The sequence below is a fragment of the Burkholderia sp. E168m22 genome (assembly GCF_001319805.1).
Lineage (GTDB): Bacteria > Pseudomonadota > Gammaproteobacteria > Burkholderiales > Burkholderiaceae > Burkholderia > Burkholderia orbicola.
The window spans coordinates 1-13,274 of record NZ_BBSK01000147.1; the positions used below are offsets into that span (position 1 = coordinate 1).

The following is a 13,274-nucleotide window of genomic DNA, read 5'->3' on the forward strand; positions in this document are numbered from 1 at the left end:
GGGCGGCGTCGGTGGCGGGACCGGCGGCCTCGGCGGCGTCGTCGGCACGGTGGCGAACACGGCCACGGGCGCAGTCGGAACGCTGACCGGCGCACTGGGTGGTGTTGGAGGCGGGACCGGTGGTCTTGGTGGCGTCGTCAGTACGGTGGCGAACACGGCAACCGGCGCAGTCGGAACACTGACTGGCACACTGGGCGGTGTCGGTGGCGCGACCGGCGGTCTCGGCAGCATCGTCGGCACGGTAGCCAACACCGGCACGGGTGTCGTCAACGCCGTCACCGGTGTCGCGGGCAACGGCGGCGCGCTGATCACGCCGATCACGAGCATCGTCGGCAATCTCGGCGGATCGCTGCCGGTTGGTGCCGCCACCGGCGCGATCGGCGCAGTGTCCGGCGCGGTAACCGGCGTCGCCGGCAGCGGCACGGCGGCGATCACGCCGCTCGCATCGGCGGTCACGTCATTGATCGGATCGGCCACGAGCGGCGCAGGCGGCATCGCCGGCGCCGGAACCGGCGTTCTCACGGGCGCAACCGGCGCGGCCGGCTCCCTCGCGGCGGTCACGACCGGCCTGACGGGTACGCTGGCGAACACCGTAACCAGCACGACGGGCGCGATCGCAGGCACGCTTCCGGCACTGAGTGTCGCGCTCAACGGTGGCACGGCGGCCGGTGCGGTCGGCGGCGCGACCAATGCAGTCGGCGCGCTCGTCTCCGGCGGCGCGACGATCGCCAACGCGGCGGTGCATTCGGTCGGTTCGGCTGTCGGATCGGTGGCCGGCGTGCTCCCGGCGCTGGCGGTTTCGCTGAACAGCGATTCCGCGCAAGGGGGCAGTGCCGGGGCAGGCGGCGGTCTGCTGGCGCCGGTGACGTCGCTCGTCAGCTCGCTGACCGCGCCGCTGCCGAGGAAGTAAGCGACGTGAGCACCCGGCCGCCGCAGTCAATGGGTGGCCGGGAACATTCGGGCGCGTCACGTACAAGCACGGCGGGATCACGATTCGGGATTCCCGCTTGCTCGTTTCGCTGACGCGCCGCTTTGCATTCGACTGCAGATCGCCACCGTAGCGATGACGCACGACGTCCCACGCTAGATCGACCAGAAGCGTAAGGAATGCGAAGAATCGGATTGACGCTCGCACGTCGAACCCGACGCAACGAGCGACTACCGGCGCGCGACGCGCCGTGACACTACGACCGGTCGCGATTCCGGGCGCGCGTCGCGCCGGTGATGACCGCGATGCCGAACAGGATGACGGCCACGATCTCGATGATGTGCTGAGAGACGTGCAGCGTCATCAAACCCCAGGCGACGCCGCCGATGAAGATGATCCATCCGACCAGATAGATAAGCAGGGTCATCGTTTTTCTCCTTGCAGTATTGGCCCATGATGCCGGTTGCCGGTCTTGCAAAATTTACCGGCGCGCGGCGAGCGCGATGAAGGGCGCGATCCGCGAGTGCAGGAGCATATTGCGCGCCTGCCCATGCGACGGCGGACGACATTCCCGATGGTCATAGCCTGCCGAGCGTTTCATTGCGGCGCCGCATCGTGCGCATGCAGCCCGAGCCGATCCATCAGCCGCCCGGCGTCGAACGGCGCTTGCGTTTTCGTGTCGTTGTCGAAATAGCAGTACACGTCGCGCGTCGCCGCGCGCGGCGGTGGCAGCGCCGGTGCGGCGAGACGCGCATCGTCCGGCTGCGTGCCCCGGCTCCACGCTTCGATTCTGCGCGCCCATCGTTCGAGTGCCGCATCGGCGTATTCGCCCGAATACTTCGTTTCGGTGCCGTGCAGCCGGATGTAGACGAAGCGTGCGCTCAGATCCTCGAACTGCGGCCACGCCTCGGTCGAATCCGACACGACGAGCGCGACCTTGTGGCGGCGCAGCAGTTTCACGAACGCCGGGTCCACGAAGCTGTCGTGCCGCACTTCCACCGCATGACGCAACGCTCGCTTGCGGTCGATCTGCAGATACGGTTCACGCACCCGCGCATCGTGCCGTCGGGCGAGCGCGAGCGCCGCTTCCGTGTCGGGCGGCAGCAGGCTCAGGAAGCGTTCCATGTGCGCCGGATCGAAACGCAGCGACGGTGGAAATTGCCACAGCAGCGGCCCCAGCTTGTCCTTCAGCGCGAACAGCCCCTGAGCGAAAAAATTCGCGCACGCGGTCGTGGCCGTTTCGCCGCGAAAGCGCAGCATGTGCGTCAGATAGCGCGAGCCTTTCACGCTGAACACGAACCCGGGCGGTGTGTCGGCGTACCAGCGCCGCCAACTGTCAGGCGCTTGCAAGCTGTAGTGCGTGCCGTTGATCTCGATCGTCTGCATGCGGCCCGATGCATACTGCAGCTCGCTGGCCTGTTTCAGGTCGGCCGGATAGAACGTCCCTCGCCAGCCGGGGTAGCGCCAGCCTGAAATGCCGATGTGAATCCTGCCGGATGTGCGTGTCACGTCGATGCCCGGTTGCGCCGGGTTCCTGGTGCGGTCCGTGCGACGAGCAATCTGCGTGCCTCCGCCTTCGTCGATTTGATTTTTTTAAAGACCGCGCCACGTTCGGCCGGTATGATCGCTGCGCTCGCGAACGGCGCGACCGGACGGTGCATCCCGACGCTCCACGCCTCACTGCCTTCGCCAGCACGGCAATCACGACACCACCGGACGGACCCCGGCGACCCGCGGTCCGCCGATCCGGCCGAACGGGCCAACCCAGCACGACGGAGTATCGAAACGATGTGGATGGAGACAGGGACGGGGCGGCGCGCGCGGGCGATCGCGGCAGGCGGAGCGTGGTGCGTGGCCGCCGCGGGCGCGGCGCACGCGCAGGCACCGGCGCCGGGCGCGGCGGTGGCGGTGCTGCCGGCCATCGACGTGCGAGGGCCGGTCGATGCTGCTTCGTCCGTCGGACTGGTCGGGCGGCGCACCGCCACCGGCACCAAGACCGACACGCCGGTCGACGAGATTCCGCAAACGCTCAACCTCGTGACCGCGCAACAGATCGACATGACCGGCGCGGCCGACCTGAACCAGGCGTTGCGCTACGTGCCGGGTTTCGCGACGTTCGGCGCCGACAGCCGCACCGACTGGTATGCGGCGCTGCGCGGCTTCACGCCGACGCTGTACGTCGACGGCCTGCCGGCGCCGAACACGGCCGTGATCGCGAACTGGCGCGTCGATCCGTACACGATCGACTCGATCGCGGTGCTGCGAGGGCCGACGTCGGTGCTGTACGGCGCGGGCGAGCCGGGTGCGATCGTCGATGCACATACGAAACTCGCCGACGGCGAGCGCGTGCGCGAAGCCGGCGTGCAGATCGGCAACGATGCGCGCAAGCAAGCCATGCTCGACGTCGGCGACAGGCTTGATCCGGATGGAAAGTATGCCTACCGATTCGTCGGCATCGCGCGCGACGGCAACGCGGTGACCGGCCCGAACGGCGACCGCCGCGTCGCGCTCGCGCCGTCGTTCCGGTGGCGGCCGAACGCCGACACGTCGCTGACGCTTTCCGCGACGTTCCTGCAGGACAGCGGCGACATCTCGTCGAACTTCCTGCCCGCATCGGGCACGGTGCTGCCGAACCCGAACGGCCGCCTGTCGCAGGACCTCTACATGGGCGACCCGTCGTTCAACGACTATCGCAAGAAGCAATGGTCGCTCGGTTACGCGCTGGAACACCGCGTGAATGCGATCTGGTCGTTGCACCAGGACGTGCGCTGGTCGCACCTGTCGCTCGACGATGCGACGGTGTTCGGCAACGGCCTCGCGCCCCGCAGCACGACGAACATGATGCGTTTCGCGGGGCTGTTCCAGCTCAACTACAGCCGGTTCGACATCGACAACCACGCGCAGGCGCGCTTCGGCACGGGGTCGCTCGAACACACGCTGCTGTTCGGCGTGCAGTTCGACCGGCAGACGACGACCAACAGCGTATGGCTCGCGCTCGCGCCGTCGCTCGACCTGTACCACCCCGTCTATCGGCCCGTGACGGCCGCGATCTTCTCCGGCCCGACGTCGCTCGGCCACGTCGATCAGTACACCGCGATGAACGGTGTCGGCGTGTACGCGCAGGACCAGATCCGCTGGCAGCGCTGGACGCTGACGCTCGGCGGCCGCGAGGATGTCGTGAATGCGCGCTTCGACGACCGCACCGCCGGCACGCATGCGCAGCAGGACGTCAGTGCATTCTCCGGGCGGGTCGGGCTCACCTATCGCGGCGACGCCGGATTGTCGCCTTACGTCAGCTATTCGACGTCGTTCGATCCCGTCATCGGCGTGCGGATGTTCGGCGGCGGCTTGCCGAAACCGACCCGCGGCACGCAGACGGAGGCCGGGCTGCGCTGGCAGCCGGCCGGCCGGAACCTGATGCTGAACGCGGCCGTGTATCAGATCGACCAGACCAACGTCGTGACGCCGACGCCGGTCAATCTCGACCCGACCGCCACGACGTCGGTACAGACCGGCAAGGTGCGCTCGCGCGGCATCGAGCTGAGCGCGGTCGGCAAGGTGACGCACGGGCTGTCGATCGTCGCGTCGTATGCGTATCAGGACGTCAAGAACGTGCAGGCGAACGACGTATCGCTGAATCACTGGCCAGTGTCCGTGCCGCTGCCGCGGCAGATGGCGTCGATGTGGGCCGACTGGACCTGGCATACGGGCGCGCTGGCGGGCCTCGGCGTCGGCGGTGGCGTGCGCTACCAGAGCGCGTCGGCGGGCGCGCCCGACAATTCGCTGACGGTGCCGAGCGCGACGCTTTACGACCTCGCGATCCATTACGACCTGCCGCGCTGGCGTTTCGCGGTGAACGTCGCGAACCTGTTCGACCGGCGCTATGTGAGCGGCTGCCAGTCGTACGCGGTGTGCGTGTTCGGCAACGAGCGGACCGTGCTGGCCAGCGCGAAATACAACTGGTAAGCGCCCTCGCGTTGCATCGGCCTACGCGCGGCGTTGCGGCTGCCGGGCCGCGGCGCGCGCACCCGCGTGGCCCTGGCGGCGCCATTCGGTCGGTGTGATGCCGAACCGTTCGCGAAAGGCGGTCGCGAAATTGGCCGGCGTGGAAAAGCCGATTTCCTTCGCGATGCTGGCGATGCTGAGCGAGGTGGAATCCAGCAGATCCTGCGCGATTCGCAGCCGCTCGTAGCGGAGATACTCGAACACCGTCTGGCCGAGATTGTCGCGAAACGCACGCGACAAGCGTTTTTCGTGCGTGCCGACCGCACGCGCCAGTTCTTCCACCGTCGGCGGATCGTTCAGCGTGCGCGACAAGTGGCGGATCGCCGCGCGAACGATGATGTCGTCCTCCTTGCCGCCCGCGGACGGCCCTTGCACCTGTTGCGCCGCGGCCGGCCGTTCGCGTTTCGTGCGCGAGAGCTGCACGCGAATCCGCGCGATCACTTCCGCCGGCTCGAACGGTTTCACCACATAGTCGACGCCGCCGATCTCGAGCCCTTCGAGCCGCTCGTGCAATGCGTCGGCCACGGTCAGGAAGATGACCGGGATCGCGCACGTCAGCGGATCGGCGGCGAGCAGACGGCATGCGGTGAAGCCGTCCATGCGCGGCATGCGCACGTCCATCAGGATCAGGTCGGGCATCAGTGCCTGCGCGCGCTGGCACGCTTGCGTGCCGTCGAATGCGATGCTGATCCGGCATCCCGTGCTGCGCAGGATGTCGATCAGCAACCTTAGCTGGTCGGGTTGATCGTCGACGATCAGGATATGCGCGTCGCTCAATGCGGAGATCGATGAAGACATCGTGCACCTGTTGTGAAAAGGCGGTTGACTGCGTTTCCGCGGGTGGCCTGCCCGGTGCGGAGGAAACGTCGGAAGCCGCTCTGTGGCGATGCATCCATTGCATCGCATGCTCGCATCGAATCCGTACAGGGCGGAACCGCGCGGCAGGCAATCGCTCGGCGCATCGCACGGCGTTCGTTGTTTTGATCGCCAAGCCAGTCGACACGCGAGGGATTGCCGTGCTCGCGTGGAAATGATCGCGACTGCCGGAATCGGTGCGAGCGGAATTGTAGGAGCATATTTCGAATCCGGCCAGACATGGCGGCCCTATTCGCACGATTCACCCTTCACGATTATCGAAAATGGCGGTTTGCGACAGGAGCGTGAAGCGTCGATGTGCGTCAATGCTCGTGGTTTACGCGTATATCCGGCGTAAAAGCGCCGAGTCGGCCGGTTTCGAGGTCGCCTTTTTCGGAAAGTTTTTTAATTGAATCCGCTTTGGCAAAGTATTTATCCGCCCGGTAAAAGATTTTGAATAACGGCATGGGTGCGAAATCGTTTGCGAGATGAGTATATTTTACGTAAGTCGTTGAATATTTTAGATTTTACAATCTATAAAGAATGTCGGCTTTAATAATTTAATCTCGTGTCTCATAATTCGTCCGAACTTTGAATGACGGGTGGAGCAGGGCAGCGGAAGTGCCGAAAGCGGCGACGGACGTTTTCAGACCCGGGGCCTGCGCATCAATTGATGCTCGCCCAGGCACATGCTTGCTGCACGGAAATGGAACCCGGTTGCCGGGGATGAAATAAAAGAAGCGTGGTGGGTCGCGGTCGGCGCGACGACAAATCGGGGATGTTCATGACGACGGGTTGGATCTCCGGATTCAGCCGGGGGAAGACTCGTCCATAAGAATCAATACGTATTCCTAATGCAATAGCCGGATTAGCGGAACGGGACGTCGAACCGACGACATGCCCGGGGCTTTCGAACGCCCTGTCGAAACGAGCGTGCGCGATACGTGTCGTCTCGACATGGCTTGTGTCCGGGCCGTGGAATCCACTTCCGAGAGAAGTCTCAACCGTAATCGAAGTCGAAGCTGTCAATAAAAGTAAGTAGTCCGTATTCAAACCAGACGCTACACAACGGAGCAGAAGACCATGAAGAGGAAGCAGATTTCGGCGCTCGCCGCCGCGATGTTCACGGGTGCGGGTGTGCTGATCGCCGGCGCCGCCCATGCGGACAATTTCGTCGACCGCGGCAACCCCGACAACGCGCTGAACGGCCAGTGTATCGACGGCACCAACCCGCTATGCGTGGCAACGAAGAACGGCAGTTACGTGGCGGTCAGCACCGCGAACGTGACGCAGGGCACCAATGCGAAGGCCGGCACCAGCGGCATCGCGATCGGCGACCAGTCGAATGCGAGCAGCAAGGGCGGCACCAGCAGCGGCGGCGCGATCGCGATCGGCGTCGGTTCGCAGGCGCTGGCGAACTCGGCCACCGCGATCGGCACGGTGGCGGTCGCGCAGGGTAATACCGCGCTGGCAATCGGCCGTCAGTCGGCGGCGGTCGGCGATTTCTCGATGGCGCTCGGCAACGTCGCGGATGCGCACGGCACGAGTTCGATCGCGCTCGGCCACTCGGCGCTCGCCAGCGGCGACCGCTCGGTCGCGATCGGCGGCGCGAACCCGACGTCGAGCGACGGCGTATCGGCCGGCGCATCGTACGACGCGGCGACGCAGACGCGTGCCGGCGGCACGCAGTCGGTGGCGATCGGCGCCGGCGCGCAGACGAACGACAACAACCAGGTGGCGATCGGCTCGGGCAGCGTCGGCGCGAACAACGGCGGCACGCCGGTGTTCGGCGGCACGGCCGCACCGGTCGGCGGCGCGGTGTCGTTCGGCGCGCTCGGCAGCGAACGCCAGCTCAAGAACGTCGCGGCGGGCGCGGCCGATACGGATGCCGTCAACGTCCAGCAACTGAAGAACGTGAACAGTACGCTGAGCACGGGCATCGGCAACGTCGATGCACGCGTGACGTCGGTCGGCAATTCGCTGTCAACCACGATCTCGAACGTCGACCAGCGCGTGACCAGCGTCGGCAACAGCCTCAGCACGAGCATCGTCACGGCCACCAAGAACGTCGTCAAATACACCGACGACTCGCATGCGGCGATCGCGCTCGACGGCGCCGCCGGCACGACGATCGGCGGCGTGGCAGCGGGCGTGGCCGATACCGACGCGGTCAACGTCGGTCAGTTGAAGGGTAGCCTCACGCCGCTGCAAACGTCCATTTCGACGGCGGCGTCGAACATCACGAACCTGCAGAACAGCGTGACCGGCATCAACGGCTCGCTGAGCACGGCGGCCTCGAACATCGCCGGCCTGCAGGCGGCCGATACGCGCAACGTCAAGTACGACGGCGCGAGCGGCTTCGACTCGGTGACGTTCGCCGGCCCCAACGGCACGACGCTGCACAACGTCGCGGACGGCAAGGACGCGCACGACGCCGTCAACGTCGGCCAGTTGAACGGCGGCCTTGCATCGCTCAGCACGAGCGTGACGAACAACCTCAGCACGACGCTCGGCAACCTGAGCACGTCGATCACCAGCCAGATCGGCAACGCGACGAAGAATGCGGTGCAGTACGACGACGATGCGCATGGCGGCGTCACGCTCGGCGGCAAGGGCGCAACGGCGCCGGTCGGCCTGCACAACGTCGCGGATGGCGTGGCGGCGGGCGATGCCGTGAACGTCGGCCAGCTCGGCAAGGCGACCGACGCGCTCAACCAGTCGATCACGACCGTCGGCAACCAGGTGACGACGAATACCGGCAACATCGCGGCGCTCCAGCAGGACGCGCTGCAATGGAACCCGGGCCTCGGCGCGTACGATGCGAGCCACGGCGGCCACGGCCCGCAGCTGATCAGCAACGTCGCGGCCGGCAAGAGCGGCACCGACGCGGTCAACGTCGATCAATTGAACGCGGCGATTCACGACGGCACGAGCCAGCTCGACGCGCTCGCCGTGAAATACGACGATGCGAGCAAGCAGCAGGTATCGCTCGGTGCAGGCAACGGCGGCAATCCGGTGCGCGTGACCAACGTCGCGGCAGGCAACGTCGCGGCCGGCAGTACCGACGCGGTGAACGGCGCGCAACTGCGGCGCGCGACCGACGGCACCGCGGCCGCGCTCGGCGGCGGCGCGACGGCGAACCCGGACGGCTCGATCGGCGCACCGAACTACAAGATCGGCGGCAGTGCGTTCAACAACGTCGGCGACGCGCTGACGAACCTCGACGGCCGGGTCGGCAGCAACACGACGACGCTCGCGAATCACGAAACGCGCATCGACAATGCCGAAACGAATATCGCGGGCAACACGGCGGCGATCGCCGGGCTGCAACAGGATGCACTGCAATTCGACCCGACGCTCGGCGCGTTCAACGCCGCGCGCGGCAGTGCGCCGACGAAGCTGACCAACGTGGCCGACGGCAACGTCGCCGCGGGCAGCACGGATGCGGTCAACGGCGGCCAGTTGTCCGGCGTGAAGACCACGCTCGAACAGCAGATCACCAACGTGTCGAACCAGGCCGGCGAAGCGGTGAAGAACGTCGTCAAGTACGACGTCGACGCGAGCGGCAACCGGCTGAATTCGGTGTCGCTCGTCGGCGGCGACGCCACCTCGGCCGTCGTGCTGAAGAACGTCGCGGCGGGCACCAGCGATACCGACGCGGTGAACGTGAAGCAGTTGAAGGACGTGCAGTCGAACCTGAACCAGCTCGGCGCGCTCGCGGTGCAGTACGACGACAGCTCGAAGAGCACGATCACGCTCGGCGGCGCGGGCGGCACGCGCATCACCAACGTGCAGGCCGGCACGCTGAGCGCCACCAGCACCGACGCGGTGAATGGCTCGCAGCTCTATGCGACCAACCAGCAGGTGTCGAAGAACACCACCGACATTTCCAACCTGCAAGGCAGCGTGACCAACATCGCGAACGGCAAGGCCGGCCTCGTGCAGCAGCAGGACCCGAACGGCGCGATCACGGTCGGAAAGGATTCGGGCGGCACCAGCGTGAACTTCTCCGGTACGGCGGGCGACCGCGTGCTGACCGGCGTCGCGGCGGGCGTGAACGCGAACGACGCGGTCAACGTGGGCCAGTTCAACGCCGCGCTGCAGAACGTCGCGGCCAACGACAAGATCCGCGCGGCCGCGACCGATGCGAACACCACGTGGATCGCGCGCGCCGATGCGGGGGCGATCGGCTCGACGGCGACCGCAACCGGCAAGAATGCGGTGGCCGTTGGCCAGGGCTCCGTCGCCGATCGCGACAACTCGTTCTCGGTCGGCGCGAAGGGCAGCGAGCGCCAGATCACGAACGTCGCGGCCGGCACGGCGCCGACCGACGCGGTGAACGTGCAGCAGCTGAACGACAACCTCGCGACGGCGTCGACGCAGGCGAAGGGGTATACCGACCAGCGCATCGGGCAGGTGTACAACTCGTTCAACGACCTGAAGAAGGACATGTACGGCGGTGTCGCGTCGGCGATGGCGGTGGCCGGCTTGCCGCAGCCGACCGGCGCGGGGCGCTCGATGGTGTCGGCGGCGACGTCGAACTATCACGGCCAGCAAGGCTTCGCGGCCGGCTACTCGTACGTGACGGAGAGCAACCGCTGGGTCGTCAAGGCATCGGTGACGGGCAACACGCGCTCGGACTTCGGCGCAGTGGTCGGCGCGGGTTATCAGTTCTGATGCAGCTCGCGTAGCGTTGAGCGATGCGCGGGTGCCGGGCAATGCATGTCATGCCCGGCACCCGCGGTCGAGCGGTGGCCCGGGGTTCGTTTGCGAATCCCGGGCCGTCGTCGTTTGGCGCCTTCATCTGACCGGCCATCCCGCATCGACGGCACCTGTCGCGAATGCGAGTGGCGCCGTCCGCCGAGATCGCCTTCATCGCTCGACTACCGGCCCCGCAAGGGTTTCGCCCGCGTCCGGCGCAACGTTCAATGCGAGTTGTTGAATGTGAGCCCGCGCTCGTATTCTGAAGTCCTCGGGCGGCACGGCATGGGGCCTCCGCCCACCACCGCATCGGAGAGCACGACCATGACCATGACCATGACCGAAACGACACCCACGATGAAGCTCAACCACCTGAGCTTCCCCTCGGCCGATACGCTGGCGACGGCCCGATTCTTCGAGCGATACCTCGGCTTCACGATCGCGGGAAGCTGGGACAAATCCTGGATTCTCAAGCGCCCGGGCTTCGACGTCGTGATCGATCACGTCGGCGATGGCGTGCCCGCATGGCCGACCAATTTCCACGTCGGCTTCGAACTGCCGAGTCTCGATGCCGTGCACGCGTTGTTCGCGCGCTTCAAGGAAGAGGGCGTTGCAATGGAGACGGACGTGTTCAACAACGGGCGCGGCTCGCGCTTCTTTTGCCGCGCGCCGGGTGGCGTGATGTTCGAACTGAATACGCGTGCGGATGCCGCGCCGGAATATCAGGGTACCTTCGACGATTGACGCGAGGTGGCCGTTGTCGTGCCGCGTTCAGTCGCAGAGGCCGGTGCGGGCCAGCATCTCGATGACTGCGCGGGTATGCGACGGCTCGGTGATTTCCATCCATTGCAGATGCGCGTATTTCGGGTCGTCGCGCAAGCCGGCGAACTTGACGCGGTTTTTCGTGAACGTCGTGTACGACCACAGCAGCACCGAGTCGCGCGAACAGAACGCCATCCGCAGCGATTCCCGGTTGCCGTGAGAGAGCCGGGTGCGCATGAGCCCGCGGCCGATCGTGCGCCGCAGCACACGGGAAAACACCGTCCATCGGCCGAAGTTGAGCCACACGACGTGCGTGGCCCGCGACCACAGCACGTCGCACACCGCGCTGTAGTTTCCGTCGGCGACCCAGCGGTCGCCGGTCGTCGCCGCCAGCACCGCATGTTCGAACTGCGCGGGCGGCACGGCGGTCCAGCCGGGGCCCCAGTAGAGCCGATCGAGTTCGATGTATGGGCACGCTGCGGCGGTTGCCAGCGCGCTGGCGAAGGTGGATTTTCCCGATCCGCTCGTTCCGACGACGATGACGCGCATGAGTGTGACCACGGGCAAAAAGGTGAGGGCGCGTATTGTGCCCGATGCGCGTGGATGGGCTCGCATCCGTAGCGGGAAAGACGCACTGATCAATCGAGCGGCGGCACCGCACCATCCCGCAACATTTTGACGAGCCTTGCGCGTCGCTTCTCGAGATCGGCGATCTGACGGTCGATCGCTTCGAGGCGTTCGCGCTGGACGTCGGTGATCTGATCGCACGAACGCGCACCTTCGATCAGCAGCATGCAGTCCGGAAAACCGCGAATGTCGTCGAGGGTGAAACCGGTCGCGATCATGCGCTGAATCTGCTTGACCTGCGTCACAGCCTTGTCGGGAAACAGGCGATAGCCGTTGTCCGCGCGCACCGACGCGAGCAGGCCGTGCTCGTCGTAGTGCCGGATCGAGCGCACGCTCGCGCCGGTGAGCTGCGCGAGTTTGCCGATGGTCAGCAGCGGCTGGGTAGGCGGATTTTTCATGAAGGGCAGGTTAGCACGATTCGCTTGACTCTCACATCAGTGTGAGGGTTGAGACTGAGCGTCCGTTCATGCCTGGAGGAAAGAACCCATGACTACCCGAGTGCTGATCCGCTGGCTGATCGCCGTGATCTGGTGGGTGACGCCGTTCGCGTTGGCGTACGATGCGGCCGCCGCGCCGCTGACCTATACCGTGACGTCGACGGACGGCGTGAAGCTGGCCGTTCAGGAAAGCGGCGACCCGGACGGCGTGCCGGTCATCCTGATCCACGGCCTGCTCGGCAGCCGCCTGAACTGGGACGCGCAAGTCCAGAGCCCGGAACTGCGCGGCTTCCGGATCATCACGTACGACCTGCGCGGCCACGGGCTGTCGGACAAGCCGTCCGGCGCGCAGCCGTATCGCGACGGAACCCGCTGGGGCGACGATCTCGCCGCGGTCATCGACGGCGCGCATGCGCGCAAACCCGTCGTGGTCGGCTGGTCGCTCGGCGGCGTGGTGATCTCGAACTACCTCGCCAGGTACGGCGATCGCGCGATCGCGGGCGCCGTGTATGTCGACGGCGTGGTCGAGCTTGCGCCGGGCCAGATCGTCGATCATCCGGACGTGTATCGGGACATGAACGTGCCGGATCTGAAAACCCATCTCGACGGCGAGCGCACGTTCGTCGGCCTGTGCTTCAACCGTCGGCCGGACACCGCCACGTTCGAGCGCTTGCTCGCGAACGCCGCGATGGCGTCGTGGGACATGCAAAAGGCCATTCCAACGATGTCGGTATTCGCCGCCGCGGGGCTCGGCCACGCGCGCGTGCCGTTGCTGTTCCTCTACGGCGGTCGCGATGCGCTGGTCGATACGCACGCGACGCTGGCCCGCGCGGCTGAGCTGAATCCGCGTATCGCCAGCAAGGTGTACGCGGAATCCGGGCACGCGCCGTTCATCGAGGAAGCCGAACGGTTCAATCGCGATCTGGCCGCGTTCGTCCGGTCGGCGGCTGCTCAGTGAA

The 13,274-nt window shown here is 66.3% G+C and carries 10 protein-coding genes and 1 pseudogene; 5 read left to right on the forward strand and 6 right to left on the reverse strand.

Annotation, left to right across the window (positions count from 1 at the left end):
* A pseudogene (locus AP428_RS37315) lies at positions 1-910 on the forward strand (hypothetical protein); the annotation flags it as partial.
* A 274-nt stretch (positions 911-1,184) separates the two neighbouring features.
* Here AP428_RS37315 and AP428_RS37320 read toward each other — a convergent pair.
* A complete protein-coding gene (locus AP428_RS37320; RefSeq protein ID WP_006397039.1) occupies positions 1,185-1,355 on the reverse strand; it encodes a hypothetical protein in 171 nt (56 codons plus the stop codon).
* A gap of 170 nt (positions 1,356-1,525) precedes the next feature.
* The gene (locus AP428_RS32090; protein ID WP_011549922.1) at positions 1,526-2,437 is read right to left on the reverse strand and encodes a DUF72 domain-containing protein; all 912 of its coding nucleotides are present in this window, start codon (positions 2,435-2,437) and stop codon (positions 1,526-1,528) included.
* A gap of 279 nt (positions 2,438-2,716) precedes the next feature.
* Here AP428_RS32090 and AP428_RS32095 point away from each other — a divergent pair, with 279 nt between their 5' ends.
* Entirely contained in the window at positions 2,717-4,894 is a 2,178-nt protein-coding gene (locus AP428_RS32095; protein ID WP_054928652.1) for a TonB-dependent siderophore receptor, read from the forward strand.
* Between the two features lie 21 nt (positions 4,895-4,915).
* On the opposite strand, the gene AP428_RS32100 is transcribed toward AP428_RS32095, so the two are convergent.
* Positions 4,916-5,731, reverse strand: a complete 816-nt coding sequence (locus AP428_RS32100) for a response regulator (RefSeq protein WP_011549920.1) — start codon at positions 5,729-5,731, stop codon at positions 4,916-4,918.
* Between the two features lie 380 nt (positions 5,732-6,111).
* Positions 6,112-6,255 (reverse strand): hypothetical protein, encoded by a 144-nt coding sequence (locus tag AP428_RS37035; protein ID WP_156349366.1) that lies wholly within the window; start codon positions 6,253-6,255, stop codon positions 6,112-6,114.
* A 616-nt stretch (positions 6,256-6,871) separates the two neighbouring features.
* On the opposite strand from AP428_RS37035, the gene AP428_RS32105 reads away from it, so the two are divergent.
* Both AP428_RS32105 and AP428_RS32110 read left to right on the forward strand, forming a co-directional pair.
* The gene (locus AP428_RS32105) at positions 6,872-10,465 is read left to right on the forward strand and encodes a YadA family autotransporter adhesin (protein WP_011549918.1); all 3,594 of its coding nucleotides are present in this window, start codon (positions 6,872-6,874) and stop codon (positions 10,463-10,465) included.
* A gap of 360 nt (positions 10,466-10,825) precedes the next feature.
* Positions 10,826-11,233, forward strand: coding sequence for a VOC family protein (locus tag AP428_RS32110; protein WP_012336869.1), 408 nt, complete (start codon positions 10,826-10,828; stop codon positions 11,231-11,233).
* Positions 11,234-11,260: 27 nt separating this feature from the next.
* On the opposite strand, the gene AP428_RS32115 is transcribed toward AP428_RS32110, so the two are convergent.
* Positions 11,261-11,800: a toxin gene (locus AP428_RS32115; protein WP_054928653.1), complete on the reverse strand. Its 540-nt coding sequence runs from the start codon at positions 11,798-11,800 to the stop codon at positions 11,261-11,263.
* Between the two features lie 89 nt (positions 11,801-11,889).
* A complete protein-coding gene (locus tag AP428_RS32120) occupies positions 11,890-12,276 on the reverse strand; it encodes a MerR family transcriptional regulator (RefSeq protein WP_011549915.1) in 387 nt (128 codons plus the stop codon).
* Between the two features lie 88 nt (positions 12,277-12,364).
* On the opposite strand from AP428_RS32120, the gene AP428_RS32125 reads away from it, so the two are divergent.
* Positions 12,365-13,273, forward strand: a complete 909-nt coding sequence (locus AP428_RS32125; RefSeq protein ID WP_011549914.1) for an alpha/beta fold hydrolase — start codon at positions 12,365-12,367, stop codon at positions 13,271-13,273.
* Position 13,274: the final 1 nt, after the last annotated feature.

Excerpts from the sequence above, each read along its gene's own strand:
- AP428_RS32105 (WP_011549918.1), top strand. The coding sequence starts at position 6,872 with ATGAAGAGGAAGCAGATTTCGGCGCTCGCCGCCGCGATGTTCACGGGT.
- AP428_RS32125 (WP_011549914.1), top strand. The coding sequence starts at position 12,365 with ATGACTACCCGAGTGCTGATCCGCTGGCTGATCGCCGTGATCTGGTGG.
- AP428_RS37320 (WP_006397039.1), bottom strand. The coding sequence starts at position 1,355 with ATGACCCTGCTTATCTATCTGGTCGGATGGATCATCTTCATCGGCGGC.
- AP428_RS32110 (WP_012336869.1), top strand. The coding sequence starts at position 10,826 with ATGACCGAAACGACACCCACGATGAAGCTCAACCACCTGAGCTTCCCC.
- AP428_RS32120 (WP_011549915.1), bottom strand. The coding sequence starts at position 12,276 with ATGAAAAATCCGCCTACCCAGCCGCTGCTGACCATCGGCAAACTCGCG.
- AP428_RS32115 (WP_054928653.1), bottom strand. The coding sequence starts at position 11,800 with ATGCGCGTCATCGTCGTCGGAACGAGCGGATCGGGAAAATCCACCTTC.
- AP428_RS32100 (WP_011549920.1), bottom strand. The coding sequence starts at position 5,731 with ATGTCTTCATCGATCTCCGCATTGAGCGACGCGCATATCCTGATCGTC.
- AP428_RS32095 (WP_054928652.1), top strand. The coding sequence starts at position 2,717 with ATGTGGATGGAGACAGGGACGGGGCGGCGCGCGCGGGCGATCGCGGCA.
- AP428_RS37035 (WP_156349366.1), bottom strand. The coding sequence starts at position 6,255 with ATGCCGTTATTCAAAATCTTTTACCGGGCGGATAAATACTTTGCCAAA.